14 protein-coding genes and 3 pseudogenes are annotated in these 19,037 nt (G+C 58.3%); 12 read left to right on the top strand and 5 right to left on the bottom strand.

Features of this window, described 5'->3' with window-relative positions; genetic code table 11:
* Window positions 1-46 precede the first annotated feature (46 nt).
* Window positions 47-880, top strand: coding sequence for an ABC transporter substrate-binding protein (locus ACA059_RS18755; RefSeq protein ID WP_497630482.1), 834 nt, complete (start codon window positions 47-49; stop codon window positions 878-880).
* Between the two features lie 315 nt (window positions 881-1,195).
* Here ACA059_RS18755 and ACA059_RS18750 read toward each other — a convergent pair.
* Together ACA059_RS18750 and traD are read right to left on the bottom strand one after the other, a co-directional pair.
* Window positions 1,196-1,928 (bottom strand): annotated as a pseudogene (locus ACA059_RS18750) (TIGR03747 family integrating conjugative element membrane protein).
* 90 nt (window positions 1,929-2,018) lie between these two features.
* Window positions 2,019-3,605 (bottom strand): annotated as a pseudogene (traD, locus tag ACA059_RS18745) (type IV conjugative transfer system coupling protein TraD); the annotation flags it as partial.
* On the opposite strand from traD, the pseudogene ACA059_RS18740 reads away from it, so the two are divergent.
* Window positions 3,604-4,428, top strand: a pseudogene (locus ACA059_RS18740) (LysR substrate-binding domain-containing protein); the annotation flags it as partial. The pseudogenes traD and ACA059_RS18740 overlap by 2 nt on opposite strands.
* A 487-nt stretch (window positions 4,429-4,915) precedes the next feature.
* Here ACA059_RS18740 and ACA059_RS18735 read toward each other — a convergent pair.
* On the bottom strand, window positions 4,916-5,320 hold the full coding sequence (locus tag ACA059_RS18735; RefSeq protein ID WP_497634695.1) for a VOC family protein: 405 nt from the start codon (window positions 5,318-5,320) through the stop codon (window positions 4,916-4,918).
* 632 nt (window positions 5,321-5,952) lie between these two features.
* Window positions 5,953-7,212: an outer membrane beta-barrel protein gene (locus tag ACA059_RS18730; RefSeq protein ID WP_497630481.1), complete on the bottom strand. Its 1,260-nt coding sequence runs from the start codon at window positions 7,210-7,212 to the stop codon at window positions 5,953-5,955.
* A gap of 428 nt (window positions 7,213-7,640) precedes the next feature.
* Between ACA059_RS18730 and ACA059_RS18725 the strand changes: the two genes are divergently transcribed.
* The 10 genes from ACA059_RS18725 (at window position 7,641) to ACA059_RS18680 (ending at window position 17,386) form a co-directional block, all read left to right on the top strand.
* Entirely contained in the window at window positions 7,641-8,138 is a 498-nt protein-coding gene (locus ACA059_RS18725) for a cupin domain-containing protein (protein WP_497630480.1), read from the top strand.
* Window positions 8,139-8,185: 47 nt separating this feature from the next.
* Entirely contained in the window at window positions 8,186-9,208 is a 1,023-nt protein-coding gene (locus ACA059_RS18720) for a hydroxyquinol 1,2-dioxygenase (protein WP_065836016.1), read from the top strand.
* Between the two features lie 91 nt (window positions 9,209-9,299).
* Complete coding sequence (locus ACA059_RS18715; RefSeq protein ID WP_497630479.1) at window positions 9,300-10,763, top strand: aldehyde dehydrogenase family protein; 1,464 nt, start codon at window positions 9,300-9,302, stop codon at window positions 10,761-10,763.
* Window positions 10,764-10,772: 9 nt separating this feature from the next.
* Window positions 10,773-11,840, top strand: a complete 1,068-nt coding sequence (locus tag ACA059_RS18710; RefSeq protein ID WP_497340898.1) for a maleylacetate reductase — start codon at window positions 10,773-10,775, stop codon at window positions 11,838-11,840.
* A gap of 43 nt (window positions 11,841-11,883) precedes the next feature.
* Window positions 11,884-12,759 (top strand): dioxygenase family protein, encoded by an 876-nt coding sequence (locus ACA059_RS18705; RefSeq protein WP_497630478.1) that lies wholly within the window; start codon window positions 11,884-11,886, stop codon window positions 12,757-12,759.
* Window positions 12,756-13,067: a YciI family protein gene (locus tag ACA059_RS18700; protein ID WP_497340894.1), complete on the top strand. Its 312-nt coding sequence runs from the start codon at window positions 12,756-12,758 to the stop codon at window positions 13,065-13,067. Before ACA059_RS18705 ends, ACA059_RS18700 begins: the two co-directional genes overlap by 4 nt.
* Window positions 13,068-13,070: 3 nt before the next feature.
* A complete protein-coding gene (locus tag ACA059_RS18695) occupies window positions 13,071-13,436 on the top strand; it encodes a Rieske (2Fe-2S) protein (RefSeq protein WP_497340892.1) in 366 nt (121 codons plus the stop codon).
* Window positions 13,437-13,451: 15 nt separating this feature from the next.
* Complete coding sequence (locus ACA059_RS18690; RefSeq protein WP_497630477.1) at window positions 13,452-14,369, top strand: alpha/beta hydrolase; 918 nt, start codon at window positions 13,452-13,454, stop codon at window positions 14,367-14,369.
* A 52-nt stretch (window positions 14,370-14,421) separates the two neighbouring features.
* Complete coding sequence (locus tag ACA059_RS18685; RefSeq protein ID WP_497630476.1) at window positions 14,422-16,344, top strand: flavin-containing monooxygenase; 1,923 nt, start codon at window positions 14,422-14,424, stop codon at window positions 16,342-16,344.
* A 109-nt stretch (window positions 16,345-16,453) separates the two neighbouring features.
* Complete coding sequence (locus ACA059_RS18680; protein WP_497630475.1) at window positions 16,454-17,386, top strand: LysR family transcriptional regulator; 933 nt, start codon at window positions 16,454-16,456, stop codon at window positions 17,384-17,386.
* A gap of 100 nt (window positions 17,387-17,486) precedes the next feature.
* Here ACA059_RS18680 and ACA059_RS18675 read toward each other — a convergent pair whose 3' ends face one another.
* Window positions 17,487-18,788 (bottom strand): NAD(P)/FAD-dependent oxidoreductase, encoded by a 1,302-nt coding sequence (locus tag ACA059_RS18675; protein ID WP_497630474.1) that lies wholly within the window; start codon window positions 18,786-18,788, stop codon window positions 17,487-17,489.
* Window positions 18,789-19,037: the final 249 nt, after the last annotated feature.

The following is a 19,037-nucleotide window of genomic DNA, read 5'->3' as shown; positions in this document are numbered from 1 at the left end:
TTTTGCTCTCTCTGCCATCCGACTTTCCCATCTCCGGAGTTTTTCCATGCGTATGAAGCATCTGTTTGTCACGCTGGCGTTAGGTCCTTTGGCTGTTGCGGTCGCGCAAGCCGATCAATTGAGCGACATCATGGCCAAGAAATCGTTGAGCTGCGGTGTGTACGCCGACGTGCCACCGTTCTCGGCGCCTGATCCGAAAACCCGCGAACTGGTGGGCATGGACGTCGATTTGTGCAAGGCCCTGGCCAAGACCATGGGCGTTGAACTGGAACTCAAACCACTGTCGGTCGAAGCGCGGATTCCTGAGGTAAAAATGGGTCGCGTCGACGTGATCTTCGCCAACCTGGCCTACACCAAGACCCGCGCCGAACAGATCCAGTTCAGCGACCCGTACTACATCGCCAAGGAAACCCTGGTGGTGCGCGCGGTCAACGCCGATCAGCCGAAAAGTTTCTTCAAGGACAAGCGCATCAGCTCCACCAAAGGCTCGACCTCCGAGCAGTCGATCCGTATCGCCGGGGCCACGCCGGTGACGTTCCAGGACACCGGCTCGGCCTACATGGCCTTGCAGCAAAACAAGGTCGTGGGCCTGGTGACCAACACCATGACCGCGTTGAAACTGGTCGGTCAGGCCAAGGAAAGTGGTGTCGAACTGGCGCTCGCCAAGGAGCCGATGGCACTGGAGCCGATTGGCGCGGGCATGCGCCGGGATGAGCCGGCCTTTCTGGCCAAGGTCAACGAATCGCTGGCGTCGATGGAGAAAGCCGGGGAGATCGATGCGATCTGGGACCGCTGGATCGGCCCGAATACCGCCTACAAAATGGTGCGTGAGGACAAAGTGCAGAGCCTCAACGACTTGAAGTTCGATCCCTTGCCTTGAGCTTGGTGAGTTGTTGCGCGGAGATCTTCTGGAGCGATGTGTTGTCCAGTTGAAAAATCAATCCCGATGAATGTCCGCTATGTTGTCTAGCTAGAATATTTGACTAATCCCTGCGCATCGGGGAAGGCCGGAATCTGATAAGGGTTCCGGTTTTTTTATACCCCTCCATTAGCCATCGAAAATCTTCCTCTGATTAAGCTCAACGATTCGTGATCGGCATAGCTTTTATTCGAGCGCAGAGATGGCCAAGCAAATCCCGGCTCGCTTTTAAAAAAATGTGTAGTACCGATACGTTGGAACGCCGACTAGAAGCCGTCAAAGATATTTTTTGAATGTTGCTGCGGTGATCGCCATTGTCACTCCAAGTTGCATGGCGTAAGGCAAAAACACAGCCATAGGGTTAAACGAAAAGGGGAGAGACAAGTAAATGATCCAGGGCACGAATAACAGTGGCGCCACTGCTCGCTTGACGCGGTGATAAACAAAGCTGCTTTCCCGCCCAGCGCCAAACTTACGCAGGCGCGCGGCGCATCAAACCATCGACAAAACCGGTGAGCGTGGCCAATAAAAATAGTGGTGTTGCCAGGACTAGAATGGTCAGGCGCACCACGAAGGTAAAGGTCACATACACTGCAGCCAGCACGAAATCCTCAATGCTCACGTATAGCTGATTGGTCAAACTCCAGAAGCCGTTGCCCTGGCTCGACACCCGCGCCTGCCGGGCAAAATCCGCAAATCCAGTCTTGACCAGCAGCCACTGATTTAGAGAATCCAGTACTTGAACGATCGTTTGCCCGGGTTGTTGGAGGATGAGTGAAGCTTTGAAGTGCTCGCTGAGCCATCCCAATTCGCTATTTAACATGGCCTGGCTGTGTCGCGAACCCTGATCGCCCCAGAACAGTAGCAGTCCGACGAACTCGGTGAGGATCGAGAACAACAACGAGGCAATCAGCAATCCGATGATGCGCAGTACCAGGCTGATCGCCGAGATGATCAACCCCGGGCGCTGGATCGGTTGTCGCGGCGTGTTCTGGACGGAAGTCGCCATCGTTCACTCCATTGCGCGCTGCAGTGTTGATGGCGTCACGACGCCTTCTGGATAGTTTTCTGCTGAATCGAAACCTGTGGCAGGGGCGGGCTACCCCACCTGATCCAGATCGAAGTTTGTTGTTGGGCCGCCACCGCTTGCGCTCCACCACTGCCCCGCCTGCGTGTTGTAGGCCGCCCGCATTCGCTGAGCGAGCTCCTGCAGGTCCTTTGGCATGGCATCGTCGTTCGAGGGTTTAGGTAAAGGCATACGGACTTTCCAGAGCTGCCCACCGGCCTGGAAGGAGAACATTTGCCCCTTGGGCAAATTGACAATGTGAGCAGGCTCGATCAGCGGCACGCTGGTGCTGCTGACACGGTCCTGTGAGGACGAGGTGAAGTCTGTCTTCGCCTCCGGATCGGAGGTGTCGGTGGCACCCGACACCAGGGTTTTGGTCAGCACATTGACCTTGGGCAACTGCCGGGTGAGCAGTTCAGCGGTGGCGGTTTCGCGCACCCGCAGCATCTGCAGAGTGTTGAAGTTGCCAATAACCTGGCCGGCTTTGGCGCGGTTGCCGATACGTGCTTCGATATCGCTGAGGGTTTGGGTGTAGGCCGTCACCTGGATGCCTGCACCGCCACCCTTATTGATCAGTGGGATGAATTCATCCCCCATCAACTCGTTGAACTCATCGGCGTGGAGGTTGATCGGCAACTTGTTACTGTTGTTACCCGATTGGGGCAGGCCGTGGTCGATTCCGTGTTTGTAGAGGTGTCCGGCGACCGAGACCAAATCCGCGAACATGGAGTTGCCCACGGCGGCGGCCACCTCGGCGTCGGTCAGTGCATCCAGGCCGACATAGACGATGCCACGTTTTCGGATGATCTGCATCCAGTCGAAGATTGGCCGCGGGTCATCTAAATCGGTGTAGTTGGGGGCCAGTAACTGGGCGGTCTTGCCGGTGGTGAGCTTCTCCAACAGCGGCAGTAGTGAGGCAACGATTTTGTCGAAGTAGGTCCGGTCATATCGCACCGCCGAACGCAGTCCGTCCATTACCGGATCAAATACCCGTTTCACCGCCAGGTACTGCTCGATGGCCACGACACGCTTTTCGCGCCCGATCATATGTCGGGGAATGTTCTTCTCGGTGAGCTTGCCTTCAAACTGGACAATCACCTCCCAGGCCTTCGGGTCGGTCTTGGCAAAAAAATGCTGGGCGTACTCGATGAACAGTGCGTCGATGTTGACCACATGTCGCTGGATCTGCAGGTAGTCCGGACGTCGGCCCAGCTCGATCAGTGCGCGGGCGATAATATTGACGAAACGCCAGGCGAACTCGCGAAAGGCCGCAGAGTTACCTTCTCCACTGAGTTGCCCGGCGATGCGTGACGCCACTTCCGAGATACGCCCGAAACGTCCCACGGCGTTGTAGCGAGCCGAGATTTCTGGCCAGCCCAGATGGAAGACATAAAACTCCTTCTCCCGACCGGCCCGTTTGGCTTCGACGTACATCCGTTTGAGCAAGTCAGCATCGCCCTTCGGATCGAAGACGATGACCACCTCATGTTCGATGCGATGAATGTCCTGAGTGATGTACACCTCGGCGAGTCGCGTCTTGCCGACACGAGTAGTGCCTAGCACCAGGGTGTGTCCGACCCGTTCGCCCAGCGGCAGACTGACTTCCGTTTCATTGGGCTCGGCGGCGTCAGCGGTGAGCCGACAAATTTCCAAGCTTGAGTTGGCCCTCAATACCGGCCTGTTTGAGCGTCGTGCCCGAGGCATGGTGCTCAGCGAGGCGGGGGCGCGACTGGCGGCTTATGCGCGGAAGTCGCAGCTTGAGGCCGAGCAGGTAGTGCTGGAAATTACCGAGCTGCATGGTCTGCAACGAGGTTATGTGCATATCGCCTGCTCGGAAGGTTTTGCACTGGAATACATGCCCAGAAACATTAGTGCGTTCAGGCGTCAGTATCAGGGCATTCATTTCACTCTAGAGGTCTGTGCGCCCGCTGAAGCGACCGAGAAGGCTCGTTCTGGCGAGGCCGATCTAGCGATGACCTTCAGCCTGACGCCGCAAAAGGAAGTCAAGGTCGAGCATTTCCTGAGCGGGGCCATTTTTGCCGTGGTCTCCAATTCTCATCCCTTAGCCGGGCGTGAAGCGGTCAGCCTCGCCGAGTTGCAACCCTGGCCCATTGCGTTACCCAAGGCCGACACCACAATACGGCAATTGTTCGACATCTGTTGCGGTGTACAGGGGTTGTTGTTCGACCCGGTGTTGACCACTAATTACGTTTCCGCGCTCTACAGCTTCGTATGCGAAGAGGGAGTCATCAGCCTGGCCAGTGAAGTGACCTTGCACAAACAGGTGGCGGACAAGGCGTTGCAATGCTTGCCCATCCTTGATGAAGGCATGCAGGCGCGACGCATCGAACTGCAAAGCATGGCTGGACGCAATTTACCGGTGGCGGTTTCTGCGTTCAGGGATTTTCTGATTGCTGAGTTGGAGAAAGACCTAGTTGACTGAACTTGAAGCGAATTACTCTAAGCTGTCCCAATACGTGAGTGGCGCGGGGGGCTCCAATAAAGCTTACATGGATGCCTCTGGGAGTTTGAAAGTTATGCTGGGTTTACATCGGTACGAACCCATATCCGACTGCTTGGGTTTTTGCTCGGTCGTTGAATTTCCTTGGGGTCGGCGATCTCCTGCCAACTGACCTTTTACACAAAACTAATTACACCCTCAAAAAGCCGGTCAATGGCTGGGCATACTTAAACGTTACCTCATCGTTCGTTAGGTGACTGCGATACAACCGAAGCACTAGGCGTTCGAGTCGTTTCCGACGATCTCTTGTCTTGCAACGCTTGGCAAGCTTTCGCTTCCATCTCTTCTCCCCTTTGCTTATCGGGGTCAAGACGACCGAGTGTGTGGCACCAACAAAGAAGCCCGCGATGCCCCAAACATTAAGAATGTGAAGGGGTACGACGGGCTTTCTGATAGCCGCTAGTATCGTTTATTTGGTTATTGGCTGATGCACTTCGATGATGTTGCCATCCGGGTCTTGCAAGAAGATCTGGTACCAATTCGCCTTGGCCCGAACCCCGTAATCCGCATACGGAATGTTCAGCTCTTCGAGGCGTTTCTTGAAGCCTTCAATATCGTCCGTCCGAAAGCAGAAGTGACCGCTGTGCAGAGGATTGATGGCTTGCTTCATGCGGAAGCTCAGGTCGATGTCCTTGGTCGCCAAGTGGAACTCGACTGCGGCATCAGTCACGAAATCTACTTCCGCGCTGTAACCATGGGCGATGTCGGTGTTGCAGCGCACGTGCTCTTCGTCCTCAATGCGGTCGAGGTCAAAAATGGAGTGATAAAACGACGAGAGGCGAGTGACATTTTCCGAGCAAGCCTCTGCGAAGATTCAGGATTTCAATCTCTGATGCGTACTTTTCTGCCGTGGAAACCAAGGCCGATTTTTTCAACAGAATTAGCCGATAGCGGCCGGTCAAGTGGGCGTGGTCCCTCTGTGAGGTCGAAGAGATAGAGTTGCTGGTGGTCGTGCCAAGGTATGTTCTTAATGCGGACGTTGATCGCCGGATGCCATCGGCTTTACCTTTGATTATCTGCTCGCGTTCGTCGAGGAGTTGCAAAATCCTGATGACAGCGCGTGATCGTGGCCGCCATTGAGCGGCGTTATCCTGAATTGGTCACGTACATTTGCCTTTAGCACAGCGCTAAGAGCTTCTAGGGAACCTGTCGGACTTTCCGCGGAAACCCTGAGAATGAGCAAAAAAACAACCATAAAATTGATCGCTACGTGAGTTCCAAGGCATCAAGTTTCTGTGACTTGCCTGGAAAGCATGTAGCGTCGCCTGATTTTTCTAAGTCCGACAGGCTCCTAGGATCAATAGAAGCGAGCAGGGGAGTGGCAGCAAGCCTTACGCGACTTGGAGTCGGTGTCTTGATGCGGCGAACGCAAAGCAACTGCGACCTGGTCCGATAGCCTGGCCACTATTTGTCGGGCTAGCGCAAAATAGGTCTGGATGGCTATGTTCAGAAATAATAGAGCACTTGCACCGTCGCGGTAGCCTGCTTGCGGTCTCTGCCATTGCCAAAAGGTTTGTCATCATTGCTGCCGGTAAACCAGTCATATCGGATCTCAGGGCGTAACGATAGATTACGCGTTGCTTCATAGCGAAAGCCCAAGGTCAGCGCGTTGAATGCACCGTGAGCTGTAGACACCGGGAACAGTGCGAAGCCGTCGGGATCCGCGAAATGCTCTGCCCTCGCCGAGAAGATAAGGTCCTTGCGATATTGATAACTCAGAGAACTGTTCACGCCCCACCATTGAGCGCCTGAGAACCGCGGGCCTGTCACGATGTCGACAGTATCAATTTTGCCGTCGCCACTTTGGCGTCCATACACCGCCTCGGCGCCGATTGACCAATGCTGGTCAAGCGCGAACCAGCCATTCAATGAATGTTGCTGCTTGAGTTGGCCATTGGATGAAATCAAACGCGACGTCGGTGCTTGAATATCATCGATGGATTTATTCTGCTCGTCACCAATTAGAAATTCATAATCGATCCAGCCTTGCATATCGGCTCTGCGCCAACGTATTGCGCCTAGCACCGATTTGCTGTCGTTATTGTCCCTCAGGTTATTCCAGCCCTGCACAATGCCTAGCTCGCCGCCAAGCAGACTTGATTCGGTACTGATTAGCCTCGTACCCAGCACGACACCGCTGACGGTCGCTGGCTCGGTTACAAATGCATAAGTTTTGGTAGCAAAAGCGTTGCGCGCAATGCGGATGTTCGGTGGGATCTCGTAGCCTACCCCCGGTCCGAAGATCCCGGCCATAACGCTGATCCCAGTGCCAACAGGCAGATAGGCCGTGCCAAACAAGTCAGGAAACGCGTAGAAGTTTTGCCGGCTTCGCTGAGCTTTGGCCGAGTCTGATGCGCCCGGCTCATTCACCCCCCAGTGCTCATCCCAGCCCGTGGTTCGCGCAAATTGACCGTCGCGACCATAGAGCAACCCGAAAGTGAAACCGAATGACGCCTCGGTAGGCTGCGGTCCCGGTAGTGGCGTAGCGCGCGGAACATAGCTGGTATTAAGAGGCTTTTCGATAAACAGGTTGAAAAAGGACAATTGAAACTTTTCGTCGGCGTATCCCGCCACGGGCAAGTTGGTCAGGCCGCCGTGGCGCTCACTACGGGTCGATGTATTGTTGCGTGAAAACCCCGCATCAACGACGCCATAAATGCGAATGCCGGTGTCTCTTTTCAACTCAGGTATCAGCCAGGTTGCCAAGTCACCTTCTCCCGACTGGGAGGGAGGCGCCGCGCACAGGGTGCACGAAAACATTGCGCACAGCGAAGCGATAGGAATACGCATTAGAGCAATTACCTTATTGTTATTGTTTGTCCAGGGGGTATTGCGTGCGCGACCCGAAGATCGTCTAAAAGGCGGGGGAGTTACTCATGGCTTGGCCCTGTTGTTCTTATAGTCGAGTGCCTAGACGGTAAATTCACGGCCCCCGCACAACAAGTGCAATCTGGGCGAATAGATAATTCGCCGAAAACGAACAACTCGTCTACTTCGGCGCCCGAGCGCTTGGTTGGTGTCGGACCGCTGTTCGCGTTTCGCGAACAGTCATTTCGCCCATAATGGCCTTGTTAGGGCGGGGGGGGCGCCTTAACGTTGAGCCACTCAAACACAAAAATAACAGGGCTAAGACGATGAGTACTCAACCTGCATTCGAAACAGTTTTCGGCTCGCTGGCGCACTACACCAAGGGTTCTATCGAGCTGGTGACCGGCAAAAAAAGCCACTACGCCTTCTCCAATATCTTCGAAGTCGCCGCACAATCGGCACCCTACGAGAAAGTCGTCGTGGGTCTCAATCTCGGCTATGTGATCGAAACGCTGCGCGCTGAAGGCACTTCCCCCTGGTTCACCTGTGCCCACGACGAGTTCGTTATCTCGGTCGACGGTAGCGTACGCGTCGACTTCCTCAAGCTCGACGCGGCAACCGCCCAAGGCGAGGGCACCCAGCTTGCTGGCGAACTGCCGAAAGGTCGGCCAATGGGCTACGTGCTGCTCAAGCGCGGCCACCAAGCACTGCTGCCTGCCGGCTGCGCTTATCGCTTCGAAGCCAGCGCCCCCTGTGTGCTGCTGCTGCAAACCGTGCAGGGCGCGCTCAGCGTCGAGAAGTGGACTGACATCTGCCTGAAATAATCCGTGTTCTGACCTCGACATCACTCCAAAAATAACAGGAGCCAATCATGGCTATGCTCGAAGCAGTTGAAACCGAGAACGCACTGTCGTTTGACAACCTGGTGGACGCCAGCGCCGCCCACCCTATCACCGGCTACAAGGCTTATACGCTAGGTGCCTTTAAGCTCTCGCGCGACGAATACTTCGCCCGTATCGAATGGCCGGCCAAGGGTGAGCGCCGCTCGCACCTGATCCCGGCGGACGCTTTCCTGCGCGCCGTCATGCGTGACGTGGCGTGGGGCTTTTTCTACGGCTGGGTAAACTTCGACCACGTCTTTGGTACTCGCAACCTGTACGGCAAGGTCGATATGTACGCGGGCACCTTCAATGGTGTCTTAAAAGCCGCCGGTGTCGACTACACCGAGCAGTTCGAAACGCCGCAGATCATGGCCACCTTCAAGGCGATCCTGCGCGACTGGACCAACGCCGGCTTTGACCCGTTTGCCGCACCTTCCGAAACCGGTACGGCGTTTGGCCGCAAACACGGCGACAACATCGAGGCAATCGAGCGTTTCCGCGTTGCCACTCGGCGTATGCCAGGTTTGGAAGGGGATTCGCCGTTGCGCGACGACCTGCCGGTCAACCGCCATTTTGCCGATGTGGCCCAGGACGAGCCCGAAGTACACGCCGCCGAGGGCTTCGAAGGGCAGCTACATGCCTTCAGCCTGTTCAAGTACCTGTCGCGCTCCGACGTTAGCTGGAACCCTTCGGTGACCTCTGTGTGCCGCACCAGTCTGTTCTGCCCGACCACCGAAGAGTTCGTCCTGCCGATTGTGCATGGCAATGACCGGATCGAGTGGTTCCTGCAGCTCAGCGACGAGATCGTCTGGGATATCGGCGACAAGGACGATGGCAATCCCCGTGCGCGGATCACCATGCGCGCCGGCGATATCTGCGCGATGCCCGCCGACATTCGCCACCAAGGCTACTCGACCAAACGCTCGATGCTGCTGGTCTGGGAAAACGCTACCCCCAACCTGCCTCAGCGTTACGAAAGCGGCGAACTCAAGCCATACCCCGTCGAGTTTTGATTGTCGCGGCCCAGCGATTCAGGCTGGGCCGGCATCCTTATACCAGTGCATTTCACAGTGCCTATCCAGGCACTGCAGGGAGTCTTTGCTCATGCAAAACCAATTGTTCATCGATGGCCAGTTCGTCCCCGCCCTTGAAGGCGGCGAGATCGATGTCATCAACCCTACCAACGGCGAGCTGATCACACGCATTGCCGCGGCGCAGGCCGAGGACGTCGATCTCGCCGTGGCCGCAGCCAAGCGCGCATTCCCAGGCTGGGCGGCCACGCCGGGCGCTGAGCGGGGGCGGTTGCTGATGAAGCTGGCCGATCGCATTGAGGCTTGCAGCGATGAGCTGGCGCACCTGGAGTCGTTGGATACCGGCCATCCCATACGTGATTCACGGATCCTCGACGTACCGCGCACCGCCGCCTGTTTCCGCTATTTCGGCGGTATCGCCGACAAGATCGAAGGCAAGGTTATTCCGGTGGATGCCGGCTTTCTCAACTACGTGCAGCGCAAGCCAATCGGCGTCGTGGGTCAGATCGTGCCGTGGAATTTTCCACTGATGTTCACCAGCTGGAAGATGGGCCCGGCGCTGGCTGCAGGTAATACCGTGGTGCTCAAGCCGTCAGAGCTGACGCCGCTGTCGACGCTGCGCATCGCTGAGCTGATGAAAGAAGTAGGCTTCCCGGACGGCGTGGTCAACATCGTCCCAGGCTACGGCCATACCGCCGGGCAACGCCTGGCCGAACACCCCGATGTCGGCAAGATCGCCTTCACCGGTTCTACCGCCACCGGGCGGCGCATCGTCGAAGCTTCCCAGGGCAACCTGAAACGCGTGCAACTGGAGCTGGGCGGCAAGGGGGCCAACATCGTCTTCGAAGATGCCAACCTCGACGCCGCCGTCAACGGCGCGGCCTGGGCGATCTTCCACAATCAGGGCCAAGCCTGCATCGCAGGTTCGCGGTTGTTGTTGCAAGACAGCATCGCCGATGAGTTTCTTGAGCGCTTTGTCACCTTGGCCCGGTCCATCCGCCTGGGCGATCCCCTGGACCCGTATACCGAAATGGGCCCACTGACCTCTGCGTTGCACCGCGACCGCGTGCTGTCGTTCGTCGACATCGCCCGCCAGCAGGGCGGCCGCGTCCTCACCGGAGGCAAGGCGCCGAGCGATCCCGCGTTGGCCTCGGGTTTTTATATCGAGCCGACCATCGTTGAAGCCAAGCCAAGTGACCGTGTGGCCCAGGAAGAGGTGTTCGGCCCCTTCGTAACCGTGCTGCGGTTTTCCACCGAGGAAGAGGCGCTGGAGATAGCCAACGGAACGGCCTACGGATTGGGCAGTGGTCTGTGGACCCGTGACCTGCAGCGCGCCCATCGTGTGGCGGAAAAGATCAACGTCGGCATGTGCTGGATCAACTGCTACAAGCGTGTCAGCCCCGGCAGCCCGTTCGGCGGTCTGGGTCAATCCGGTTATGGCCGGGAGATGGGCTTCGAGGCCATTCACGACTACACCGAGGCTCGCTCGGTATGGGTAAACGTCGATGCCAAAATCCTTCCCCACTACCCGCGCTGAGGCGACCTCATGAACGCATTCATCTATCAAGGCACGCCGACCCGAGTGATTTTCGGTGCCGGTAAACTGGCCTGCCTCAGTGACGAAATCCAGCGCCTGGGCGCCCGTCGCGCGCTGATCCTGACCACCCCGGAGCAACAGGAACTGGGCGAGCAGGTCGCAAGGTTACTGGGTGATCGCAGCGCCGGCGTCTATCCCCACGCGGTGATGCACGTGCCGCTGGAAACAGCGCAAGCGGCCCGCGAGGAGGCCGTGCGCCGCGAAGCGGATTGCTGCGTGGCCGTAGGCGGTGGTTCGACCATCGGCCTGGGCAAGGCGATTGCCATGGACAGCGGTTTGCCGATCCTGGCGGTCCCAACCACTTACGCTGGATCGGAGATGACCCCGATCTATGGCCTGACCGAAAACCGCCTGAAGAAAACCGGTCGCGATCCACGGGTCCTGCCCAAGACCGTGATCTACGACCCGGAGCTGACGCTGACTCTGCCAGTGGGTATGTCGGCCTGTTCGGGCATGAACGCAATGGCCCATGCGATCGAAGCCCTGTACGCCGAGGACGCCAACCCGGTGATCTCGTTGATGGCCGAAGAATCGATTCGCGCCTTGGCGCAGGCACTGCCGAAAATCGTCGACGACCCACAAAACGTCGAGGCCCGTGGCCAGGCGTTGCAAGGCGCATGGCTGGCCGGTATCTGCCTGGGTTCGGTGGGCATGGCGATCCACCACAAGCTGTGCCACACCCTCGGCGGTACCTTCAACCTGCCACACGCCCAGGCCCACGCCATCGTCCTGCCCCATGCGGCGCATTACAACCGCAGTGCAGCGGCCGAGCCGTTGCGCCGCGCTGCACGAGCGCTGGGTGGTGAGCACGCCGATGAAGTGGGGCCATTGTTGTACGAGTTGAACCGTCGCCTTGGCATTCCCCTGGCGTTGGCCGAGATCGGCTTCCCCGAGCAAGGCCCGGCCGAAGCCGCGCGCATTGCCTGCGCCAGCCCTTACTACAACCCGCGCCCGTTCGAACAGGATGCCATTGAGGCACTGCTGACCCGGGCGCTGAAGGGGCAAGCACCGGCCTGAGGGTGGTGCCGCTTTCCAACGATTGCCATACGAGAATAACAAGATGAATAACCTCGACTTGTCTTCCGAGCGCGAGATTACCGCCCGCGCCATCAACAGCTTTGCGCACACACCCGATGCACGCCTACGCTTTTTGCTGCAGAAACTGGTGGGGCATCTCCACCAGTTTGCCAGTGAAGTCGAGCTCAGCGAGGTCGAGTGGTTGCAGGCGATCCAGTTCCTCACGGCCACCGGGCAGAAGTGTGATGACGTGGTTCGTCAGGAATTCATCCTGCTCTCGGATGTGCTGGGTTTGTCCATGCTGGTCGACGCCATCGAGCACCGCAGTGGCGTGGAGGCGACGCAGAGCACGGTGTTTGGGCCGTTCTACATGGCCGGTATGCCTGAACGGGAATACGGCGAAAACATGGCGCTGATTCCTGGCAGCGCCTCGCTGATCACCGGTTACGTGCGCGATGCCTCTGGCAACCCTTTGCCGGGGGCCACCCTGGATGTGTGGCAGACCGCGGAAAACGGTCAGTACTCGGGTCAGGATGTCGCGCAGCCGCACGGCAACCTGCGCGGTCGTTACCACGCCGATGAACAGGGGCGCTATGCGATTCGTAGCGTGGTGCCAGTGAGTTATCCAATCCCTACCGACGGCCCTGTTGGCGACCTGCTGAAGGCCAGCGGCCGCCATCCGTGGCGCCCGGCGCATCTGCATTTCATGCTGGATGCGAGGGGCCATCGCCGACTGGTGACCCATTTGTTCAACGACGACGATCCCTATATCGATTCGGACGCAGTGTTTGGGGTCAAGGATTCGCTGCGGGTCGTGTACGAACCACGGTCCGCCAGTGATCCCCTGGCCGAGCAGTTCGATATCGGTACGGATTTCCACATCGCGACCTTCGACTTCGTCCTGGAGGCCATGGCATGAACTATTTCTTTGCCATCTTCGCCACCGACAAGCTCGGCCGCGAGCCTTTGCGCAGCGAGATCCGCCCCTTGCATCGCGAGTATCTGCGCGAGCCCCACCCGCATCGCGTGGTGGTGCGCTTGGGCGGGCCGACGTTGAACGGCTGCGAAGGCGCCATGAATGGCACCTTGCTGGTGGTGGAGGCCGGCAGCTTGAGCGAGGCCGAGGCTTTTTTTGCCGACGATCCCTATGCCCGGGCCGGGCTGTTCGAGCGCGTCGAGATCCGGCCCTGGTGCTGGGGCCTGGGTAATCCCCAAATGGGAGCGTGAGCCATGGCAGATATTTGGCTGTGCGCCCTCGATCAGGTGCCCGATGGCGGAGCACTCGGGCTTGAGGCGACGCTGCGAGGCCAAGCCACTGCCTTGATCGCGGTGCGGCGGGGTACGCAGGTGTGGGTCTACCGCAACCGCTGCCCGCATTTTTCCATCCCCTTGGACTATCAACCGGGGTCGTTCAGCACCTACCAGACGCGACTGCTGATGTGCGCGCACCACGGGGCGATGTTTCGTTTCGAAGATGGCCGCTGCATCGATGGCCCTTGCGAAGGCGCGAACCTGGACAGTGTCCCGGTGTACGAGCAGGACGGGTTGCTGTGGTTGGCCGAGGTTCACAACGCACCCGAGCAGGTGCACCCATGACAGGAGAGCAACGCTATGACGCTTGATGTCGAGTCTGCCCGATTGCTTGAGCAATTGGCCGAGAGCGGCCTGAAACCGTTTCATTTGATGAACCCCTACGAGGCTCGTGAAGTCATGGCGAGCCTGCGCCCGGAGGCCGTGGGGCCGATCATGCTCAGCGTCGAGGAGGTGCAATTGGGTGGGGCGCGCCTGCGTGTATTGACGCCCAGCGCCTCGGTACGCGGCGCAATCCTCTATCTGCATGGCGGGGGCTGGGTCGTGGGTGGGCTCGACGACTTCGACCACTTCGCTCGCCAGCTGGCGCACCGTACCGACTGCACCGTGGTCCTCGTTGATTACCGCCTGGCCCCGGAGTTTCCTTTTCCAGCCGCCCTCGATGACGTCGAGCGCGCCGCACAGTGGCTGATGGACCGTCGCGAGCAGCTCACTGGCTCGGCCAACGGCACTCTGATCGTCGCGGGCGACAGTGCCGGCGGCAATCTGGCGGCCGTGTTCGCTCAGCGTGCTGCCCAGCGAGGCGAGTTGCACTGGGCCTTGCAGGTGTTGATCTATCCGGCGACCCAGGCTGATCTCGATGGGCCAGGTTATCTCGACCCGCAACGGCAACTACTGCTGACCCGTGAGGACATGCGCTGGTTCTGGGATCACTACCTGCCGGATGCCAACGAGCGCCAGCAGGTTTCGGCATCACCGTTGGCGGCTAAGAGCTTGCGTGGCGTGCCACCGGCGGTGGTGCTGACCGCGGAATTCGATGTGCTGCGCGACGAAGGCCAAGCTTACGCCAACCGTCTGGCGCAGGCCGGCATCGTTGTGAGTGAACGCTGTTTCAACGGGCAGATGCACGGCTTTGTGACCATGCCTTTCCTGCGTGCCAGCCGCGAGGCGCTGGATTGGCTGAGTGACCAGATCGATCCCTGGTTGCAGGCCGTTTAAACCCCGTACGACCGATCAATGATCCCCTACAACAAGAACAAGAGGTTTACCCATGAGCGCCTATAACACTACTTTGGCTTCCCTTGACTGTGATGAAGAAACCCTGCGTGGCCACCTGCAGGGGGCCGATATTCCGACCTTGCTGATGACCGTCGCGCACCTGACCGGCGACCTCGATGTGCTCAAGCCGGATTGGAAGCCTCTCGTTGCCATGGGCGTTGCTGGAAGCGGGATGAGCGGCGAGGTCGAAGCCGAGGTGCGAGAATTTTGCTTGCACAGACTAATGGCCTTTCGCGACAGTGAGATGCCCGTGCCAGCGCGGCCGACCAGCGACCAGTTGCACGCCATCGGGACCTGGCTAATGGGTCCTGTCATCGAGCCCTATCTGCCGCTGGTCGCCGAGGAACTGGTGACGGCCGAAGAAGACCCTCGCGCCCCTCGCTGGCATAAAGAACATGTGGCCGCCGGCCGTGACTTTAAGGTGGTGATCATCGGCGCGGGCGAGAGCGGCATGATCGCGGCGTTGCGCTTTAAGCAGGCCGGTGTGCCTTTTGTTGTCTATGAGAAAGGCGGCGATGTCGGCGGTACCTGGCGCGAAAATACCTACCCGGGTTGCCGCATCGACATCAACAGTTTCTTCTACAGCTTCTCCTTTGCCCGCAGCACCTGGGACGATTGTTTCGCCCCAGGCCCGCAGGTGTTCGGCTACATGCAGGCGGTGGCGCGGGAGAAAGGACTGTATGAGCATATTCAGTTCAACACCGAAGTCACCGATGCCCATTGGGACGAAGACAGCCAGCGTTGGAAAATGCTCTGCCGCAACAGCGCCGGGCAGACCCGCGTCGACAGCAACGTGGTGGTGTTCGCCGTCGGGCAACTTAATCGGCCGATGATCCCGGCCATTCCTGGCAAAGAGACGTTCCAGGGCCCGGCATTCCACTCGGCGCAGTGGGACCACAATGTCGACTGGAGCGGTAAGCGCGTTGCGGTGATCGGCACGGGGGCGAGTGCTGCCCAGTTCATCCCGCAATTGGCCAAGACCGCCGCCGATCTCAAGGTCTTCGCGCGCACCACCAACTGGCTGCTACCCACGCCCGATCTGCACGAGAAAATCTCCGACAGTTGCAAATGGCTGCTCGCCAATCTGCCCAACTATAGCCTGTGGTACCGGGCGGCCATGGTCATGCCGCAGAGCGTTGGCTTTCTTGAGGATGTCGTGGTCGATGTCAATTACCCACCGACCGAAGTCGCGGTATCGGCGCGCAACGATCAATTGCGCCGTGATATCAGTGCCTGGATGGAGCCGCAGTTCGCTGACCGGCCGGACCTGCGCGATGTGCTGATTCCGGATTCTCCCGTCGGCGGCAAGCGCATCATCCGTGACAACGGCACCTGGATCTCGACGCTGAAGCGCGACAACGTCAGCATGATTCGCCAGCCTATCGAGGCGATCACGCCCAAGGGCATCTGCTGTGTCGACGGCACTGAACACGAGTTCGATCTGATCGTCTACGGCACCGGCTTTCATGCCTCCAAGTTTCTTATGCCGATCAACATCACCGGGCGCAACGGCCTGGCCCTGCACGAGCTCTGGAAGGATGATGACGCTCGCGCCTACATGGGCATGACCGTGCCGGGCTTCCCCAACATGTTCTGCATGTACGGCCCCAACACCGGGCTGGTGGTGTACAGCACCATCATCCAGTTCTCCGAGTTCACCGCAACCTACATCGTCGATGCCGTGCGGTTGTTGCTGGAAGGCGGGCACCAGAGCATGGAGATCAAGCCGCAGGTGTTCGAGAGCTACAACCAGAGGGTCGACCAGGCCAATGGCTTGCGCGCCTGGGGCTTCTCCAAGGTCAACAGTTGGTACAAGAACAGCAAAGGACGGGTCACCCAGAACTTCCCGTTCAACGCCGTAGAGTTCTGGCGCCGGACTCATGAAGTCGAGCCGACCGATTACCACCTTTCCTGATCGCCTCGCTGGCGGGATCACAGGCACAGCCTTACTATGCAACGGCAGGCTGTGCCGGACTCACCTAAAATGAATTCCAGCCAATCATTACAAAAAAAAAGGGGAGGTCATGGATCGTCTACTCATCACTGAGGCGTTCGTGCACGTGGCGCAGACCGGTAGTTTCTCCAAGGCGGCGGAGCAGCTGGGCGTGACCCGCTCAGTGATTACTAATCGTGTGCAACAGCTTGAGACGTTCATCAATTCGCCGCTTTTTCACCGCAGCACTCGCCACGTTCGACTCTCGGACATTGGTGAAGCTTATTTTCAAGAATGCGCCGACATGGTTGCCGGTTTTCATGGCCTGACCGAGAAGATGCGCAATCAGCGCTCCAACCTTACGGGTCAGTTACGCGTCCAGGTACTGCAAGGGTTCGCGATCGACCACCTGGGCCCGATGCTGGCAGAGTTCACCGCTATGTATCCCGAGATCGAGTTCGATGTGGTGGTCAATGACCGCGTGGTCGATCCGATCGAAGAAGGCTTCGACATTGCCTTCCAGATGTTCCCGCCGCTGGCCGAGCGTCTGGTGGTGCGCAAGCTGTTCAACGTGCATCGGCTGTTCTGTGCGTCGCCCGCGTATTTGCGCGAACATGATGCTCCCGAGCATCCCCAGCAGCTCAAGGATCACCACATTGCCCTTTACGGAGGCTACCCGTCACGCAATCGCTGGCAATTCACCCGGGGCGAGGAGTGTATCGATCTGACCTTGCACGGTCAGGTGCGTTCCAGTTCGGTCCATCTGTTGCGTGACTATGCCCTGGCCGGGGCCGGTATCACTTGCTTGCCGACGCTCATTGCCAGCAGCGAGCTACTCGCCGGGCGACTGGTGCCGATTCTTACCGACTATCATTTGTCATCTTTTGATTTCGCCGCAGTGTATCCCGAAACCCAACGTCGAGCCCTCAAGGTGCGGACATTGATCGACTTTCTGATCGAGCGCATCGGTGATGTGCCGGAGTGGGACCAGGCATTGCTGGATCGCGGGATCCTGAGCCACTGACAGCGAAGGATGGTTCGCTGCCCTGGCGAAAAAAAATGCTGTGTTGGCTTGGCTACCCCGGAACCGGCGTATCCGTGTTCCGAGGTCAGGTTCGCGTCAGTTAGTGAAGCTTTAGACGAGTTTTGGTACTGCTGCCTATGCGATCACCCAGCACGCGCAAGCCCGTGCGAACCAACCCGAACAGAGCGACCTGATGCATCCGGTACAGCGAGACGTAAAAGCACTTGGCCAGCCATCCTTCCACCTTGACGCTGCCCATCACGGCCCCTATCAAGTTACCCACAGCGGTGAAATGGGACAGTGATACGAGTGATCCATAATCTTTATAACTATACGTAAGAGGTCCGCTGCCCTTGATTTGAGCAGCAAAGCTTTTGACCAGAAGCGACGCTTGTTGGTGTGCTGACTGTGCTCGTGGTGGAACATTGCCCAAGCCCTCTCCCAGCGAGCATGCTGCACAGTCACCTAATGCGTAGATGCGCTCATCAAATGTTGTCTGGAGCGTGGGTCGAACCACTAGCTGATTTATCCGATTCGTTTCCAGACCACCCAGATCTTTGAGGAACGCCGGCGCGCAGATGCCTGCAGCCCATACTTTTAGCGTGGCAGGGATGAGGGTGCCGTCGTGGGTCTTGAACCCTTCTGCAGTCACCTCTTTGACAGCGGCGCTTGTGAGAACATCAACATTGAGCTTGGCAAGTGCCTTCTGCACCGCACCGCCAATTCGGTCCGGCAGTGCCGGAAGAACCTTTGGGCCTGCTTCCAGGATGGTGATATGCATGTCCTCGGGCTTGATGCCGTGCAGCCCATAAGCCGATAACTCCAAAGCCGAGTTTCGCAGCTCTGCGGCCAGTTCGACACCTGTCGCTCCAGCCCCCACGATCCCGACCGTGATTTTTTGATGCGCGCCGGTGCAGGCGTTCGCATGCGCTCCTAGGTAATGATTGAGCAATTGACGGTGAAAGCGCTCCGCCTGTTCGGTAGTGTCGAGAAACAGGCAGTGCTCTTCCGCGCCTTGTGTACCGAAATCGTTGGTTTTGCTGCCTATCGCGATGACCAGGTAGTCGTAAGACAAGCTTCGCTGCGCGATGACAATTTCTGAGCTGTCGTCGAGCAAAGGCGCCAGGTGAATCAGCCGTTGTTCCCGGTCGATTGCACACAGCCGACCCACTTGAAATTCGAAATCGTTCCACTTTGCCTGGGCCACATAATTGACCTCGTTTTCCGAGGTGCTCATGGAACCTGCGGCGACCTCATGCAGCAGTGGCTTCCAGATGCGTGTCGCATTGGCATCAACCAGCGTGATCCGTGCTTTGCCCTTGCGTCCCAGACGCTGTCCCAAACCCGTAGCGAGCTCGAGGCCGCCGGCCCCCCCTCCCACAACAACAATGTTGACTGGCATGCGTTCAATCTCCTGCCTAAAGAAAAAACCGGTGACGGCAACAGCGGAGCCAGGCTTGACACCATTGCTGGCGAGAAAAATTAATCGGTGCGCGATGCAGCTGCGGCCAGACACGGGCAGATTTTAGCTTGCAAAGCATGTTTCGCATTGTGGTACAGTGGACTGCATAGTGATACAAATGTCTTTCGGCGCTGAGTCTGCGACGCCGAAATGGGGACCGGGAACCCCCAAAATGTGAAGAGCGCATCT

Source organism: Pseudomonas sp. LBUM1647 (assembly GCF_059716175.1).
The sequence above is the reverse complement of the archived record's forward strand: the minus strand, read 5'-3'. Positions and strand labels throughout refer to the sequence as shown.

Excerpts from the sequence above, each read along its gene's own strand:
- ACA059_RS18755 (WP_497630482.1), top strand. The coding sequence starts at position 47 with ATGCGTATGAAGCATCTGTTTGTCACGCTGGCGTTAGGTCCTTTGGCT.
- ACA059_RS18725 (WP_497630480.1), top strand. The coding sequence starts at position 7,641 with ATGAGTACTCAACCTGCATTCGAAACAGTTTTCGGCTCGCTGGCGCAC.
- ACA059_RS18720 (WP_065836016.1), top strand. The coding sequence starts at position 8,186 with ATGGCTATGCTCGAAGCAGTTGAAACCGAGAACGCACTGTCGTTTGAC.
- ACA059_RS18715 (WP_497630479.1), top strand. The coding sequence starts at position 9,300 with ATGCAAAACCAATTGTTCATCGATGGCCAGTTCGTCCCCGCCCTTGAA.
- ACA059_RS18710 (WP_497340898.1), top strand. The coding sequence starts at position 10,773 with ATGAACGCATTCATCTATCAAGGCACGCCGACCCGAGTGATTTTCGGT.
- ACA059_RS18705 (WP_497630478.1), top strand. The coding sequence starts at position 11,884 with ATGAATAACCTCGACTTGTCTTCCGAGCGCGAGATTACCGCCCGCGCC.
- ACA059_RS18700 (WP_497340894.1), top strand. The coding sequence starts at position 12,756 with ATGAACTATTTCTTTGCCATCTTCGCCACCGACAAGCTCGGCCGCGAG.
- ACA059_RS18695 (WP_497340892.1), top strand. The coding sequence starts at position 13,071 with ATGGCAGATATTTGGCTGTGCGCCCTCGATCAGGTGCCCGATGGCGGA.
- ACA059_RS18690 (WP_497630477.1), top strand. The coding sequence starts at position 13,452 with ATGACGCTTGATGTCGAGTCTGCCCGATTGCTTGAGCAATTGGCCGAG.
- ACA059_RS18685 (WP_497630476.1), top strand. The coding sequence starts at position 14,422 with ATGAGCGCCTATAACACTACTTTGGCTTCCCTTGACTGTGATGAAGAA.
- ACA059_RS18680 (WP_497630475.1), top strand. The coding sequence starts at position 16,454 with ATGGATCGTCTACTCATCACTGAGGCGTTCGTGCACGTGGCGCAGACC.
- ACA059_RS18675 (WP_497630474.1), bottom strand. The coding sequence starts at position 18,788 with ATGCCAGTCAACATTGTTGTTGTGGGAGGGGGGGCCGGCGGCCTCGAG.